The following is a 15,164-nucleotide window of genomic DNA, read 5'->3' as shown; positions in this document are numbered from 1 at the left end:
CGCGGCGCGGCCCGGTGCCGCGCTGCCCGAGAGACCCCGATGCGCTCGTGGCGCGCCGTCCGGCGCGCGGGCGGGCGCGGTTTTTTCAACGCTGATTCTAGAAAGCCCATAACGAACATGGCCACCGTGACGCCCCGCGCGACCAATGAAAGCCTGCACCCGACGATCGGCGCCGCCCGGCTGACGCTCGGCAACCGTATCCTGTTCAGCTTCGGCGTGCTGTTCGTGCTGATGCTGGTGACGGCCGGCGTGTCCTACGAGCGCCTGCGCGCGATCAACGCCGAGGCCGTCAGCATCGAACACGACTCGCTGCCGGGCGTGTATCTGGCGGCGTCGCTGCGCGGGACGGTCAATGAATCGTTCGCGATGCTGCAGCAGGCGACGTTCGTCGATACCGATCCCGAACTCGTGCAGCGTGATTTCGCGAGGATCGGCGAGACGCTCAAGGAGGTCGAGTCGCTGTCGGTCGATTACCAGAACACGACGTTCCGCGATGACGACCGCCAGCGCTTCGCGGCGTTTCGCGGCGCCTTCGACCGCTATCTGCCGCTGCTGAACGACGCGGTGCAGAAGAGCCGCGTGTCGCGCGAGGAGGCCGTCGCCGCTTATGCGAAGGTGCAGCCTGCGTGGGCCGAGGTCGTGCGCAACGCGAATATCCTGGTGCAGGAAAACCGCAAGTTCGCCGACCAGTCCGCGAAATTGATCCGCCAATCCGGGCAGGACACCGAGATCGTCCTCGCGACCGCGCTGGCGATCGTGCTGCTGTCCGCGCTGGGGCTGGGCTACGGGCTGTACCGTTCCGTCACCGTGCCGATGGCGCGGCTCGTCGAGGTGCACGACGTGATGCGCACCGGCAACCTGACGCGCCGCCTCGACCTGCGCCGCCGCGATGAGTTCGGCACGCTCGAGTCGGGCTTCAACCGGATGGCCGACGAGCTGACCGAGCTGGTCGCGCGCGCGCAGCAGTCGTCGCTTCAGGTGACGACGTCGGTCGCCGAAATCGCGGCGACGTCGCGCGAGCAGCAGGCGACCGCGAACGAGACCGCGGCGACGACGACCGAGATCGGTGCGACCTCGCGCGAGATCTTCGCGACGTCGCGCGACCTGCTGCGCACGATGAACGAGGTGGCCGGCGTGGCCGAGCAGTCGGCGACGCTCGCGGGCGTGAGCCAGAGCGGCCTCACGCGGATGGGCGAGACGATGCGCAGCGTGATGGACGCGGCCGGTTCGGTGAACGCGAAGCTCGCGATCCTCAACGAGAAGGCGCTGAACATCAACCAGGTCGTCGCGACGATCACCAAGGTGGCCGACCAGACCAACCTGCTGTCGCTGAACGCGGCGATCGAGGCCGAGAAGGCCGGCGAGTACGGCCGCGGCTTCGCGGTCGTCGCGACCGAGATCCGCCGCCTCGCCGACCAGACGGCGGTGGCGACGTACGACATCGAGCAGACGGTGAAGGAGATCCAGTCGGCCGTGTCGGCGGGCGTGATGGGGATGGACAAGTTTTCGGAGGAAGTGCGCCGCGGGATGCTCGACGTGCAGCAGGTCGGCGGGCAGCTGTCGCAGATCATCGCCGAGGTGCAGACGCTCGCACCGCGCTTCCAGATGGTCAACGAAGGGATGCAGACCCAGGCGAACGGTGCCGAGCAGATCACGCAGGCGCTGTCGCAACTGTCGGAAGCCGCGCAGCAGACGGCCGAATCGCTGCGCCAGTCGTCGCAGGCGATCGACGACCTGACGCTCGTCGCGAACCAGTTGCGCACCAGCGTGTCGCGCTTCAAGGTCGACGCGTGATGCGCGCCGAGGCGCACGGCGGCGCGCACGCGCTGTTCCTGATGTTCGAGCTCGACGGCGAGCGCTATGCGCTCGATGCCGCCGACATCGACGAGGTGCTGCCGCTTGCGACCACCAAGGCCGTACCCGGCGCGCCCGAATGGATTGCCGGGTTGCTGATGCGCGGTGGTCAGCCCGTGCCCGTGATCGACGTGCCGATGCTGGCGCTCGGACGGCGCGCGCATGCGCTGCGCTCGACGCGGCTGGTGATGGCTCGCTATCGTGTCGGGCAGCTCGACCGCGATCGCGTGATCGGCCTGATCGTCGAACGCGCGACGCAGACGCTGCGGATCGACCGCACCGCGTTCCGCGCCAGTGGCGTATCGACCGCGCGCACGCGCTGGCTCGGGCGCGTCGCGAACACGCCCGACGGGATCGTGCAGCAGGTCTCGGTGTCCGACCTGATCGACGACGTGGCGCGCCTGTATCTGTTCGACGACCTGCCGGGCCACGGAGGGGCATCCGCATGAAAGAGTCCGATTCGCGATTTCGCGGCTGGCTGCTGCGCGAGACCGGCATCGACCCCGATTCGCTCGGCAACGATTTCCTGAGCCGCGCGCTGACGGAGCGCGTGCAGGCGCTGCAGGGCGACGGCGAGCGGCTGCCGTCGGCGGCGCGGCCGCCCGTCACGCCGGAAGCGCTCGACGCCTACTGGCAGCAGCTCAACGCGTCGGCCGACGAGCGGCGCGCGCTGATCGAACTGTTCATCGTGCCGGAGACGTGGTTCTTCCGCGATCGCGAGGCGTTCGCGACGCTCGCGCGGCTCGCGGCCGAGCGGCTTGCCGCGATGCCCGGGCGCGTGATCCGCGTGCTGAGCGCGCCGTGCTCGACCGGCGAGGAGCCGTATTCGGCGGCGATGGCGCTGCTCGACGCCGGGCTCGATCCGGCCAGCTTCACGATCGACGCGATCGACCTGAGCGCGCGCGCGATCGAACAGGCGCGGCTCGGCTGCTACGGGCGCAATGCGTTTCGCGGCACGACGACCGAGTTCCGCAGCCGCTACTTCACGCCGGTCGCCGACGGCTGGCTGCTCGACGAGCGCGTGCGCGCGTGCGTGCAGTTTCGCCAGGCGAATCTGGTCGAGCCGGGCTTCGACACGGGCATCCGCTACGACTTCGTCTTCTGCCGCAACGTGCTGATCTATTTCGACCGCGACGCCCAGGACCGCGTGATCGATTCGCTCGAAAGCTCGCTCGCCGACGACGGCATGCTGTTCGTCGGCCCCGCCGAAACGGGCGTCGCGATGCGGCACGGGATGCGCTCGGCGCGCGTGCCGCTGGCGTTCGCGTTTCATCGCGCGTGCGGTGGTGCCGCGGCGGACGGCTATGCGGCACCGATGCCCGCGATCGCGCCGTACCGGCGCGGCGAGCGCTTCGCTGTGGTGCCGCCGGCCGCGACGCGCCCGCTGCTGGCCGTCGTGCCGCCGACGTGGAGCGATGCCGCGCCGTCGCGCGCCGCGTTCACGCCGGCCGAGCGCCCGACGGCGCCCGAGCCGCGGGCCGACTGGCGCGTCGACTCGCCGGCCCATGTGGCCAACGTGGCCGAGATGCCCGCGAAGGGGGCGCCGGTCGCCGACAGCGCCGCACCGACGCTCGAGGAAGCGCAGGCGCTGGCCAATGCGGGCGCATTCGACGAGGCCGAGCGCGTGCTCGCGCAGTTCTCCGCGCACGCCGGGCCGCACGCCGACGCGTTCTACCTGAACGGGCTGATCGCGGATGCGCGCGGGCGCGTCGCGGAAGCGGGCGACTTCTACCGGAAGGCGCTGTATCTGCGGCCGACGCACCACGAAGCGCTGACGCATCTCGCGACCTTGCTCGACGTCGGCGGCGACGGCGCCGGCGCGCGATGGCTGCTCGAGCGTGCGCGGCGCTCGGCCGGATAACGAGAATACGGGTTGGGAGCCGACATCGGGATGACCGAGGAAAGAATGAACCGCGACGCCGTTGCCACTGACGACACCACCATCGGCGTCGACGATTGCTGGAACCGGATTGGCACACGCGGCGATCGCTCGTGCGAGCGGCTGGCCGACTGCCTGCGCTGCCTGAACTGTCCGGTCTACGCGTATCACGCGGCGAAGCTGCTCGAACGCCCGCTCGCCATCGCCGAGATGGCCGACGCCACGCAGCGGATCAGCGCGTTCGACGCGACCCGCGCGCACGGCAAAGACGATACATGCCAGGCGGCGCTGGTGTTTCGCGTCGCCGACGAATGGCTCGCGCTGCCGATTGGCGTGCTGCGCGAGATCGCCGGCACGCGCCCGATCCATTCGCTGCCGTATCGCCGGCATTCGGCCGTGCGCGGCGTGGTCAACATTCGCGGCACGCTGCGCATCGCGATCTCGATCGGCGCGCTGCTCGGCCTCGACGCGGGCAAGGGGGGCAACGGCGGTGGCGACGGCCGTTTCACGCGGCTGCTGGTCGCCGCGCACCAGGGCGAGCCGGTCGTGTTTCCGGTCGACGAAGTCGAGGGCGTGCTGCGCTTCGGCGCATCCGAATGGGTGCCGGTGCCGGCGACGGTCGGGCGCGCGAGCGCCGGCCTGTCGCGCGGCGTGCTGTCGTGGCGTGGCAAGTCGGTAGGCCTGCTCGACGACGATCGGCTGTTCGACGCCGTGACACGGAGCATGCGATGAGCGGCGATGACGATCTGAGCCACCTGTCGCTGCTCGAGCTGTATCGCGAGGAGACGCGCACGCAGACCCAGGCGCTGTCGGAACGCCTGCTCGCGCTCGAATCGGGCGAGCCCGACTCCGTCGCGCTCGAGGCGTGCATGCGCGCCGCGCATTCGCTGAAGGGTGCCGCACGCATCGTCGGCGTGCCGCTCGGTGTCGACATCGCGGGGCGCATGGAAGAATGCTTCGTCGCCGCGCAGGCCGGCACGATCGCGCTGACGGCCACGCACATCGATGTGCTGCTCGCCGGCGTCGACCTGCTGGTGCGCGTCGCCGATCCGGAGGCGCAGCCCGTGTCGTCGACCGAGATCGAGGCGTTCGCGCTGGCGCTGACAGGTGCCGACGGCGCGCACGCGATGCCGGCCTCGGCCCCGGCGTTCGCGCCGCCGCCGGCACCGCCGTTCGTCGTGCCGCTTCGCGAGCACGACGGCGCCGCGAACGAATCCGTTGGGGCCGGCGCCGCGGTGCCGCCGCTCGCGGTGTCGGCGGCCGTGCCCGATCCGGTCCAGGCGGGCCGCGCGGCCGGCGCGGGTGCAATGCGCCGCGTGCGGGCCGATACGCTGAACCGGCTGCTGAGCCTGTCCGGCGAGTCGCTCGTCGAATCGCGCTGGCTCAAGCCGTTCGCGGAGTCGATGCTGCGCGTGAAGCGTGCGCAGCGCGATGCGGCCCGGTCGCTCGATCTGTTGTACGAACAGTTTGCCGACGATCTCGACGCGGGCGTGCTCGCGTCGGTGAACGAAGTGCGGCACATGCTCAACGACCTGCAGCGCTCGCTCGCCGAGCGCATGGACGAATTCGATCGCTTCGAGCGGCGCAGCACGCACATCGCCGAGCAGCTGTACGACGAGGCGCTGCAGTGCCGGATGCGGCCGTTCGGCGACGCGACGCGCGCGTATCCGCGCATCGTGCGCGATCTCGCGCGCTCGCTCGGCAAGCAGGTGCGTTTCTCGATCGTCGGCGAAGGCACGCAGGTCGATCGCGACATCCTCGACCTGCTCGACGCGCCGCTCGGCCACCTGCTGCGCAACGCGATCGATCACGGCGTCGAATCGCCCGACGCGCGTCGGGCGCGCGGCAAGGCGGCCGAGGCGAGCGTCACCCTGGAGGCGCGCCACAGCGCCGGCTCGCTGCTCGTCAGCGTGATCGACGACGGGCCGGGCGTGGACATGGACGCGTTGCGCGCGGCGGTCGTGCGCCAGCGCCTGACCGACGACGAGACGGCCGCGCGGCTGTCCGATCCCGAACTGCTCGAATTCCTGCTGCTGCCGGGCTTCTCGATGCGCGATGCGGTGACCGACGTGTCGGGGCGCGGCGTCGGCCTCGACGCCGTGCAGGAAATGGTGCGCGGCGTGCGCGGCGCGGTGCGCATCTTCAACGAGCCTGGCGCGGGCATGCGCTTCGTGCTGCAGCTGCCGCTCACGCTGTCGGTGATCCGCAGCCTGCTGGTCGAGGTCGGCGGCGAGCCGTACGCGTTTCCGCTTGCGCACGTGCGCCGCACGCTCGAACTCGCGCACGACGATATCGACGTGCTCGAAGGGCAGCCGCATTTCCCGTTCGATGGCCGGCGCGCAGGCCTCGTCGCCGCACACCAGTTGCTCGACGCGGGCGAGCCCGACGTCGCCCGCACGAGCACGGCGGTCGTGGTCGTCGGCGGGGAACCCGAGCTGTATGGCGTCGCGGTCGACCGCTTCCTCGGGGAGCGGATGCTCGTCGTGCAGCCGCTCGACAGCCGCCTGCACAAGATCCAGAACATCGCGGCCGGCGCGCTGCTCGAGAACGGCGACCCGGTGCTGATCGTCGACGTCGAGGACCTGATCCGCTCGGTCGACAAGCTCGTGCGTGGCGGGCAGCTCGCGCGGCTCACGCGTGATCCGCAACTCGCGCTCGTCGATCGCCGCCGCCGCGTGCTCGTCGTCGACGATTCGCTGACGGTGCGCGAGCTCGAGCGCAAGCTGCTGGAAAAGCGCGGCTACGACGTGACGGTCGCGGTCGACGGGATGGAGGGCTGGAACGCGGTGCGCAGCGACGCGTTCGATCTCGTCGTCACCGACGTCGACATGCCGCGCATGGACGGCATCGAACTCGTCACGCTGATCAAGAACGACCCGATGCTCAAGCGCGTGCCGGTGATGATCGTGTCGTACAAGGATCGCGACGAGGATCGCCGGCGCGGGCTCGATGCCGGCGCCGATTACTACCTCGCGAAGAGCAGTTTCCACGACGAGGCGCTGCTCGATGCGGTGCACGACCTGATCGGGGACGCACGCGGATGAACATCGGCATCGTCAACGATCTGCCTCTGGCCGTCGAGGCGCTGCGCCGCGTGCTCGCGCTGCGCACGGACCACCGCGTGCTGTGGGTCGCGACCGACGGCGACGAGGCCGTGGATTTCTGCATTGCCCATCCGCCCGATCTCGTGCTGATGGATCTCGTGATGCCGAAGGTCGACGGCGTGGAGGCGACACGGCAGATCATGGCGCGCGCGCCGTGCGCGATCCTGATCGTGACGGTCAGCGTCAGCGCGAACACGTCGTCGGTCTACGAGGCGATGGGTGCCGGCGCGCTCGATGCGGTCGACACGCCGACGCTCGCGCTCGGGCTGTCGACCGACGCGTCGCCGCAGGCGCTGCTCGCGAAGATCGACCAGATCGGCCGGCTGCTCGAAAGCCGGACCGTGACGCTCGTGCCGCCCGGCCCGGCCCCCACGCGCCGCTTGCCGACGCTCGTCGCGATCGGCGCGTCGGCGGGCGGGCCGACCGCGCTTACCGCGCTGCTGCGCGCGCTGCCGGCCGATTTTCCGGCTGCACTCGTGATCGTGCAGCACGTCGACCAGGCGTTCGCGGTCGGCATGGCGGAGTGGCTCGACGGCTATACGCAGTTGCCCGTGCGTGTCGCGGGGGAGGGCAGTGTGCCGCGGGCGGGCGAGGTGCTGCTCGCGGCGACCAACGATCACCTGTACATGTCGCCGCGCGGCGTGCTCGGCTATACGCGGCATCCGGCCGAGACGCCGTACCGGCCGTCGATCGACGTGTTCTTCAACAGCGTCGCCGACGGCTGGCAGGGCGACGCGCTCGGCGTGCTGCTGACCGGAATGGGCCGCGACGGGGCGCTGGGGCTGAAGGCGATGCGCGCGAAGGGTTGCTACACGATCGCGCAGGACGAGGCGACGAGCGCCGTCTACGGGATGCCGAAGGCGGCCGCGGCGATCGGTGCCGCATCGGCGATCCTGCCGCTCGAGCGAATCGCGCCGCAGTTGATCTCGCGCGTGACGCGCATGCCGCGCGACTGACGGCGCGCGGCGGCCCCGGCGGGGCTGCATTGCGCGCGCCGCGCGGCGTCGCGTACAATTGCCGCCTGCGGAGATGGCATGCCTCCCTGCGGTCGATCCCGGCGCGTCGCGCGCGGCTCGGCCCTCAACCGCCGGTGACCCGGCTGATGATGCCTGCGTGTTCCTGGGTCGTCAGGAGGTCGCAGGCCGTCCTTGCGGTATTCTGCCGCCCAGGTTTTGATGTCCCGTCGAATCTGGAAATCATGTTTTTCTCGACTTCTGCCGATTTTTTCGCGACCGTGCGCTACGTGTGCCGCTGGCTCGCGCTCTCCGCCCTGCTTGGTGCGCTGGCCGGCACGGCTTCCGCGTGGTTCCTGATCGCGCTCGAGTGGGCGACCGGCACGCGTGTCGCGCATCCGTGGCTGTTGTGGGGACTGCCGGCAGCCGGTTTCGCGACCGGCTGGGTCTACCACCGGTTCGGCCAGTCGGTCGCGCGCGGCAACAACCTGCTGATCGACGAAATTCACGACCCGAAAGCGCTCGTGCCGAAGCGGATGGCGCCGCTCGTGCTCGTCGCGACCGTCGTCACGCACCTGTTCGGCGGGTCGGCGGGCCGCGAGGGCACGGCCGTGCAGATGGGCGGCGCGCTCGCCGATCGCGTCACGCACCTGTTCCGGCTCGATCGCGAGCACCGGCGCGTGCTGCTGATGGGCGGCATCGCGGCCGGGTTCTCGTCGGTATTCGGCACGCCGCTCGCGGGCGCCGTGTTCGGGCTCGAGGTGCTCGCGATCGGCCGCGTGCGGTACGACGCGCTGCTGACCTGCGTCGCGTCGGCGATCGTCGCGGACATCGTGTGTCGCGCGTGGGGCGTGCATCACACCGTTTATGCGATTCCGTTCGTGCCGGCCGTGTCGGCCTCGGGGTTGATCGCGACGGTCGTCGCGGGTGTCGCGTTCGGCGTCGTCGGCCGGCTGTTCGCGTTCGCGACGCATGCGCTGAGCGCATGGTTTCGCCGCGTCGTGCGCTACGCGCCGCTGCAGCCGGTGCTCGGCGGCGCGCTGGTGGCGGTGGCCGCCACCGTGCTGAAGGTGCCGCAGTATCTCGGGCTCGGGATCCCGACGATCGAGGCCGCGTTTCAGGGGCCGCTGCCGGCTTACGATTTCGCGGGCAAGTTCGCGTTTACCGTCGTCACGCTCGCGTCGGGATTCAAGGGCGGCGAAGTGACGCCGCTGTTCTATATCGGCGCGACGCTCGGCAACGCGCTCGGCCAGGTGCTCGCGCTGCCGGTGCCGGTGCTCGCGGGGCTCGGCTTCGTCGCGGTGTTCGCAGGCGCGGCCAACACGCCGGTCGCGTCGACGATCATGGCGATCGAACTGTTCGGCGCGGATATCGGCGTCTATGCGATCGTCGCCTGCGTGGTCGCCTATCTGTTTTCCGGACACGCGGGGATTTATCGATCGCAGCGGGTGGCGGTGGGGAAGGGGGCGCGGGTGGAGGCGGACTGACGGCGCGGGCGGGGCGGCCGACCTCGGTGTGTCGACGGAAACGGACACCCGGTGATCGCGCCGATCACCGGGAACGGGGGACGTCCGTCACGCCTTCGGCAGTTTCGCGACGTTGCGCGCGAGCAGTTCCTCGATGTCGATGCCTTTCTCCGCGAGCAAGGTCGTCACGACACCGGTCAGTTCCCCGAGCGTTTCCTTGACCGACTCTCGGATCGTATCCACGACGACCTGGGTGCTGCGCTCGATCTCGATATTGACCTTGTCGTTGACGCCTTTGGCGTCGAAGGTGGTCGCGCGTCGCGTTTCGGGAATCAGCCAGACTTCGAACCAGCCTTCGTCGCGATTGACGTCCGATACGGTGAGGCTGCAGCCGTTGATCGCGATATAGCCCTTCGCGAACACATAGCGTTTGAAATCGGCCGGCACGCCGATGCGGATCATCCGGTTGTGTTCGGACGACGCGATATGCAGGATGGTCCCCATGAAGTCGACGTGACCGGACAGCGGATGCCCGCCGATTTCCGCGCCGTCCTTCGCGGCCCGTTCCACGTTGACCCGGGCGCCGGTCGTCAGGTCGGCCAGCGTGGTGATTCTCAGGCTTGGCAACATCACGTCGAAGTCGATCAGCAGCGGCGAGTGGATGGTCGTCACCGTCAGGCAGACGCCGTCGACCGAGACGCTCGCGCCGATCTCGATGTCGGTGGTGAACCGCTCGGGGAATTCGATGCTGAACGTTCTCAGTTCGCCGTGATCCTTGATGGCCTTGATGACGCCAACACCCTGAACAATGCCTGTAAACATGATCCGCCTTTGGTCGCAAATTGCCTGGCCGGTATGATAAGTGATCGCGGAGGGTGGCGTCGGGGCCGGAAGCGCGGTGGCAGTGCACCGCACGTCCGGCCGCAACCGGGTTGCCATCAAGCCTCCGCCGGCTGCCCCCGCGGGCCGGCATCGCCGTCGACCGCGCGCGGCGGCGAATCGATCAGGCCCTTCGCCAGCTCCAGCGCCTGCCGCTCGAACAACCGGCGATAAATCCCGCCGTCGATGCGGATCAGCGCGTCGTGGTTGCCTTCCTCGATCACCTTGCCGCGATCGAGCACGAGCAGGCGGTCGAGCGAGCGCACCGTCGACAGCCGGTGCGCGACGACGAGCGTCGTGCGGCCGACCATCAGCCGCTCCATCGCCTGCTGGATCAGCACCTCGCTTTCGCTGTCGAGGCTCGACGTCGCTTCGTCGAGGATCAGGATCGGTGCATCCGCGAGGAACGCGCGCGCGATCGCGACGCGCTGGCGTTCGCCGCCGGACAGCTTGATCCCGCGCTCGCCGACGAGCGTGTCATAGCCGTCCGGCAGCGCGACGATGAAGTCGTGCGCGCTGGCGAGACGCGCGGCGCGTTCGATCTCCGCACGGCTCGCGTCGGGGCGCGCATACGCGATGTTCTCCGCCAGCGTGCGGTGGAACAGCACGGGCTCCTGCTGGACGATCGCGATCTGGCTGCGCAGCGAATCCTGCCGCACCTGCGCGATATCCTGGCCGTCGATCGTGATGCGGCCGCCCGACACGTCGTACAGACGCTGGATCAGCTTGATGAACGTCGTCTTGCCCGACCCGGAATGGCCGACGAGGCCGACACGCTCGCCGGGCGCGATGCGCATCGAGAAGTCGTCGTACAGCGGCACGGGATGGTTGCCGTAACGGAACGTCACGTGCTCGAAGCGGATCTCGCCTTGCCCGATCCGGATCGCCGGCGCGCCGGGACGATCGTCGATGCCGAGCGGCTGGCGCTCGAGCGCGACGAGCTCTTCCATGTCGTTGACCGAGCGCTGCAGGTTGCGGATGTGCATGCCGACGTCGCGCAGGTAGCCCTGAAGCATGAAGAACATCGTCAGCGAGAACGCGATGTCGCCGACGCTCGCTTCGTCGTTCGCCCACAGCCGCAGCGCGACGCCGATCATCGCCGCCTGCATCGCGACGAGCATCGCACCCTGCAGCCCGCCGTTGAGCGTGCCGCGTACCCACGTGCGGCGCGTGCGCTGGCGCCACTTGCCGATCACGCGCGCGAGCCGCGCTTCCTCGCGCGTTTCCGCGCCGAACGCCTTGACGACCGCGTTGCAACTCACCGCGTCCGCGAGTGCGCCGCCCATGCGCGTGTCCCACATGTTGCCGAGCCGCGCGGCCGGCGCGACGATGCCGAGCGACACGGTGACCGTCACCGAGATGTACAGCAGCGAACCCGCGCCGACGACGAACCCCATCACCGGCCAGTGCGTGCCGAGCAGCACCGTCGCCCCGACGAGCATCGTGACCGACGGCAGCAGTGCGATCAGCACGGTGTCGTTCAACAGGTCGAGCGCCCAGATCCCGCGCGTGATCTTGCGCACGGTCGACCCCGCGAAGCTGTTCGCGTGCCAGTCGGTCGAGAAACGCTGCACGCGATGGAATGACGCGGCGGCGATCTCGCTCATCATCTTCAGCGTAAGCGTAATGATGTTCAGATAGACGCCCTGCCGCAGCAGCGTCGCGCCGATGCCGAGCGCGGCGAGCGTGCCGAACGCGACGACGGCCGAATGCCACGCGGCGGCGCGGTCGGTCAGGCCGATCGACAGCGCATCGACGAGGCGCCCGGCGAACAGCGGCGTGAGCACGTCGGCAAGCGCGCCGAGCAGCGCCAAGGTCGTGATCGTCGCGATGCGTACCGGCTGCTTGCGCCAGTAGCGGAACGTGAAGCCGAAGACGGCCTGGAATGCCTGGCCGCCCTGATGGGTGGTTTTTCTGGTCATGTATCGTTGCCCGGCGCATCGCGCGACGGGACTTTCCGGTTCGGAGAACGTCGAAAACGCAACAGTCCGGCCGCGCGGACGACGCGGGCGAAACGAAACGGACTGTCGGAAAATGCGCGGGCCGTCGAGTTAGCGGAGCACTCGGGAGCCGGCGCGGACGACGGGCTGGATCAGCCGCGCCGTGGGACCACGTTCGGGAAGGCTGCTGGCATTCGGAACATCTGCACCTCCCTGAAGTGAACGGTTGAAAGGACGCCGAAAAGACGTGAAGGGATTTTATCAGCAGTGCCGGAGTCGCCGCAACGTCTGACGAATGCCGCGTTGCAGCGTCGATACGGTTAGTATTCAGGGTTTCGGCCCTTTTTCATGCGGATTCCGCGGTGCGGTGCCGCACGGGTCGGCGAGCCGCATCGATTACACTTTGCCGTTGCGCGCCGGCCGCTGCGGCCCCGCGGATTCACCCCGATACATTCCTGAGGAAACGATGAGCGACGTTCAGCAAGGCATCCTGGCTCCGATCGACACGGCGGCCCGATACCTCACTTTCACGATTTCGAACAACGGCAACGTGGCAGCGGCGCTGAGGGCTTTGCGCGAGCTCGTCGACGGGCGCGACACGGTCGCGGGCTTCGGACAGGCGCTGGCCGCACACCTCGGGCGTTCGGTCCCGGGCCTCACCGAATATCCGGCGTTCGCGGTGAACGATCGCACGCTGCCGATCACGCCGGCCGACGTCTGGGTCTGGCTGCGCGGCGACGATCGCGGCGAGCTCGTGCTGCGTGCGCGGACGATCGAACGGGCGCTTGCGCCGGCGTTCGCGCTGCAGGACGCGGTCGACGGGTTCCGCTATTCGAACGATCGCGACCTGTCGGGTTATGAGGACGGCACCGAGAACCCGAGCGGCGACGACGCGCTGGCCGCGGCGATCGTCACGGGGCAGGGCGCGGGTCTCGACGGTTCGAGCTTCGTCGCGGTTCAGCAATGGCTGCACGACTTCGACCAGATGGAGCGCATTGCGTCCGGCGACATGGATCACATCATCGGTCGCCGCCGCTCGGACAACGAGGAACTCGACGATGCGCCCGAGTTCGCGCACGTGAAGCGCACCGCGCAGGAGAGCTTCGAGCCGGAGGCGTTCATGCTGCGTCGTTCGTCGCCGTGGTCCGACGCGCGCCGCGCGGGGCTCTACTTCGTCGCGTTCGGCCGTTCGTTCCGCGCGTTCGACGTGCAGATGCGCCGGATGAGCGGCGCGGACGACGGCATCGTCGACGGCCTGTTCCGTTTCACGCGACCGCTGACGGGCGCGTATTTCTGGTGCCCGCCGGTGAAGGACGGCAAGCTGGACCTGTCCGCGCTCGGACTGTAAACGCCGGACGACATTCGCAAACGGGCGGGCCGCGCATCATGCGCGGCCCGCCCGTTTCACTTGTTGCGTATCGATCGTGTGCGGCGCGGTGCGTCGTCCCGTCAGTTCAGCGTCGTTTCGATGCGCGTGCCGCGCTTGATGAACAGCGTCACCGGCGTCTTCTCGCAGATTTCCGCAAGCCGCTGGCGCTGCGCATCGTCGAGCGGGCCGTCGAGCGTCACGACGCGGCGCACGTATTGCTGCCCTTCGCGATCGGCGTGCAGTTCGGTGCGCACGTCGATGCGCACGGCCGGCCACGTCTTGCGCTGCATGTACATGCGCAGCGTCGCGGCCGTGCATTGCGCGAGGCCGGCCAGCACGAACTCGAACGGCGCCGGCCCGAGGCCCTGTCCGCCTTCGCGCGGCGCTTCGTCGCCGGTCAGCGCGTGCGTGCCGGCCTGCAGCTGGACGACGTAGTCGGGTGCGTCGGCGGCGAGGGTGGCGGCAGCATGGATGAGCGGCATGGCAAGAACTCCGGCAAGCAGGGAAAGAGGCGGCCGCGACGATGCGGCGTACGAGCCGCCAGCATACCGTCTCGCGGAAAATCGTGGGCGCTGTGCGCGTCGGCGGGGCTCGCCAGGATCAGCCGGCGACGCCGGCACTGCGGCGCACGAGCATGGCGACGCGTTCGCGCACCCACTGGTGCGCGCGGTCGGTTTCGCGCGACTCGTGCCAGTACGCGAGCAGCGGAAACGGCTTGAGCCGCAGCGGCAGCGGCTGCACGGCGATCGGCAGCATCGCCGCCATGCGCAGCGCATACGTGCGCGGCAGCGTCAGCAGCAGGTCGCCCGTCGCGGCGATCTGGCAGGCGGCGAAGTAATGCTGGCAGACGAGCTGGATGTGACGGAGGCGTCCGTCGTTGCCGAGCAGCACGTCGAGCGATTGCGGTTCGCCGAGCGACGACACCGCGACATGCCCTGCGGCGAAATAGTCGCCGCGCCGCAGCGGACCGCCGGTCAACGGATGATCGTGCCGCATCGCGACGACGAGCGAATCGTCGAGCAGATGTTCGGTCGCGATGCGCGGACCGGTCTGCACGCGTCGATCGACGACCAGATCGAGATTGCCTGACGCGAGTTCGCGTTCGATGTCGTGCACCGCGATGCGGCGGCTCACGAATCGCAGGCCCGGCGCTTCGTCGGCGAACGCGGCGACGATCTGCGGCAGCGCGATCGATTCGAGCACGTCGCGAATGCCGACCGCGATGCTCAGGTCGAGCGTCGCCGGGTCGAATGCCGACGGGGCGCGCACGGCGCGTTGCAGGCCGGCGAGGTGAAGCTGCACGTCCGCGATGATCGTGCGCGTGCGCTCGGTCGGCACGACGCGGTTGCCCTGGCGGACGAACAGCGGGTCGTCGAAATGCGTGCGCAGACGGTTGAGCGCATGCGTGACTGCCGGCTGCGTCAGGTGCAGCGCACGGGCGGCCGCGCCGATGCCGCCGTGCACGTAGACGGCATCGAGCACGCGGAACAGGTTCAGGTCGAGACGATGATCGGCGGGCACGGACGAAGTCGGCGTGGTGGACGGTGGAGCGATTCTACGGGATGCGCGAACAACGGAACGCGGGTGCGTGCATCAGAGCGACGATCGATGCCGTTCGATGCGTGTCGATGACGATCGAGCCGATACGTGCGTGCGCGCATCCGATGCGCGACGCGAATCATGCGCACGATGCGAGCCTGCCCATCGGCATGCGCATTTG

General features: G+C 69.3%; 12 protein-coding genes and 1 riboswitch. Of the genes, 8 read left to right on the top strand and 4 right to left on the bottom strand.

Annotation, left to right across the window (positions count from 1 at the left end; all coding sequences use genetic code 11):
* The first annotated feature begins 117 nt into the window (after nt 1–117).
* The 7 genes from WS66_RS09695 to WS66_RS09665 all read left to right on the top strand — a co-directional run bounded on the left by WS66_RS09695 (nt 118) and on the right by WS66_RS09665 (nt 9,277).
* Nucleotides 118–1,794, top strand: a complete 1,677-nt coding sequence (locus tag WS66_RS09695; RefSeq protein ID WP_059601590.1) for a methyl-accepting chemotaxis protein — start codon at nt 118–120, stop codon at nt 1,792–1,794.
* Nucleotides 1,794–2,303, top strand: a complete 510-nt coding sequence (locus WS66_RS09690; protein ID WP_239007130.1) for a chemotaxis protein CheW — start codon at nt 1,794–1,796, stop codon at nt 2,301–2,303. Before WS66_RS09695 ends, WS66_RS09690 begins: the two co-directional genes overlap by 1 nt.
* Nucleotides 2,300–3,715 carry a CheR family methyltransferase gene (locus WS66_RS09685; RefSeq protein ID WP_059601594.1) on the top strand — a complete coding sequence of 472 codons (1,416 nt, stop codon included), beginning with the start codon at nt 2,300–2,302 and terminating at the stop codon, nt 3,713–3,715. Before WS66_RS09690 ends, WS66_RS09685 begins: the two co-directional genes overlap by 4 nt.
* A gap of 45 nt (nt 3,716–3,760) precedes the next feature.
* Nucleotides 3,761–4,465 (top strand): chemotaxis protein CheW, encoded by a 705-nt coding sequence (locus WS66_RS09680; protein ID WP_059601596.1) that lies wholly within the window; start codon nt 3,761–3,763, stop codon nt 4,463–4,465.
* Nucleotides 4,462–6,777 carry a hybrid sensor histidine kinase/response regulator gene (locus WS66_RS09675; RefSeq protein WP_059601599.1) on the top strand — a complete coding sequence of 772 codons (2,316 nt, stop codon included), beginning with the start codon at nt 4,462–4,464 and terminating at the stop codon, nt 6,775–6,777. Before WS66_RS09680 ends, WS66_RS09675 begins: the two co-directional genes overlap by 4 nt.
* Nucleotides 6,774–7,793 (top strand): chemotaxis response regulator protein-glutamate methylesterase, encoded by a 1,020-nt coding sequence (locus WS66_RS09670; protein ID WP_059601601.1) that lies wholly within the window; start codon nt 6,774–6,776, stop codon nt 7,791–7,793. Before WS66_RS09675 ends, WS66_RS09670 begins: the two co-directional genes overlap by 4 nt.
* A 60-nt stretch (nt 7,794–7,853) precedes the next feature.
* Nucleotides 7,854–7,956: riboswitch (Fluoride riboswitch) on the top strand.
* 79 nt (nt 7,957–8,035) lie between these two features.
* Complete coding sequence (locus WS66_RS09665) at nt 8,036–9,277, top strand: voltage-gated chloride channel family protein (protein ID WP_059601603.1); 1,242 nt, start codon at nt 8,036–8,038, stop codon at nt 9,275–9,277.
* Nucleotides 9,278–9,364: 87 nt separating this feature from the next.
* On the opposite strand, the gene WS66_RS09660 is transcribed toward WS66_RS09665, so the two are convergent.
* The gene (locus WS66_RS09660) at nt 9,365–10,078 is read right to left on the bottom strand and encodes a riboflavin synthase (protein ID WP_059601605.1); all 714 of its coding nucleotides are present in this window, start codon (nt 10,076–10,078) and stop codon (nt 9,365–9,367) included.
* Between the two features lie 116 nt (nt 10,079–10,194).
* The gene (locus tag WS66_RS09655; protein WP_059601607.1) at nt 10,195–12,057 is read right to left on the bottom strand and encodes an ABC transporter ATP-binding protein; all 1,863 of its coding nucleotides are present in this window, start codon (nt 12,055–12,057) and stop codon (nt 10,195–10,197) included.
* Between the two features lie 484 nt (nt 12,058–12,541).
* On the opposite strand from WS66_RS09655, the gene WS66_RS09645 reads away from it, so the two are divergent.
* Entirely contained in the window at nt 12,542–13,423 is an 882-nt protein-coding gene (locus WS66_RS09645) for a Dyp-type peroxidase (protein WP_059601609.1), read from the top strand.
* Between the two features lie 101 nt (nt 13,424–13,524).
* Here WS66_RS09645 and WS66_RS09640 read toward each other — a convergent pair whose 3' ends face one another.
* Together WS66_RS09640 and WS66_RS09635 are read right to left on the bottom strand one after the other, a co-directional pair.
* Nucleotides 13,525–13,926, bottom strand: coding sequence for an OsmC family protein (locus WS66_RS09640; RefSeq protein WP_059466564.1), 402 nt, complete (start codon nt 13,924–13,926; stop codon nt 13,525–13,527).
* A gap of 118 nt (nt 13,927–14,044) precedes the next feature.
* Nucleotides 14,045–14,965: a LysR family transcriptional regulator gene (locus WS66_RS09635; RefSeq protein ID WP_059601611.1), complete on the bottom strand. Its 921-nt coding sequence runs from the start codon at nt 14,963–14,965 to the stop codon at nt 14,045–14,047.
* Nucleotides 14,966–15,164 lie beyond the last annotated feature (199 nt).

Source organism: Burkholderia sp. LA-2-3-30-S1-D2, assembly GCF_001523915.2.
Taxonomy (GTDB): domain Bacteria; phylum Pseudomonadota; class Gammaproteobacteria; order Burkholderiales; family Burkholderiaceae; genus Burkholderia; species Burkholderia diffusa.
Note: the sequence above shows the minus strand (reverse complement) of the source record. Positions and strands in the feature narration are given on the sequence as shown.

Coding starts and splice junctions, on each gene's coding strand:
- WS66_RS09675 (WP_059601599.1), top strand. CDS start 4,462: ATGAGCGGCGATGACGATCTGAGCCACCTGTCGCTGCTCGAGCTGTAT.
- WS66_RS09645 (WP_059601609.1), top strand. CDS start 12,542: ATGAGCGACGTTCAGCAAGGCATCCTGGCTCCGATCGACACGGCGGCC.
- WS66_RS09665 (WP_059601603.1), top strand. CDS start 8,036: ATGTTTTTCTCGACTTCTGCCGATTTTTTCGCGACCGTGCGCTACGTG.
- WS66_RS09670 (WP_059601601.1), top strand. CDS start 6,774: ATGAACATCGGCATCGTCAACGATCTGCCTCTGGCCGTCGAGGCGCTG.
- WS66_RS09695 (WP_059601590.1), top strand. CDS start 118: ATGGCCACCGTGACGCCCCGCGCGACCAATGAAAGCCTGCACCCGACG.
- WS66_RS09685 (WP_059601594.1), top strand. CDS start 2,300: ATGAAAGAGTCCGATTCGCGATTTCGCGGCTGGCTGCTGCGCGAGACC.
- WS66_RS09660 (WP_059601605.1), bottom strand. CDS start 10,078: ATGTTTACAGGCATTGTTCAGGGTGTTGGCGTCATCAAGGCCATCAAG.
- WS66_RS09655 (WP_059601607.1), bottom strand. CDS start 12,057: ATGACCAGAAAAACCACCCATCAGGGCGGCCAGGCATTCCAGGCCGTC.
- WS66_RS09680 (WP_059601596.1), top strand. CDS start 3,761: ATGAACCGCGACGCCGTTGCCACTGACGACACCACCATCGGCGTCGAC.
- WS66_RS09690 (WP_239007130.1), top strand. CDS start 1,794: ATGCGCGCCGAGGCGCACGGCGGCGCGCACGCGCTGTTCCTGATGTTC.
- WS66_RS09640 (WP_059466564.1), bottom strand. CDS start 13,926: ATGCCGCTCATCCATGCTGCCGCCACCCTCGCCGCCGACGCACCCGAC.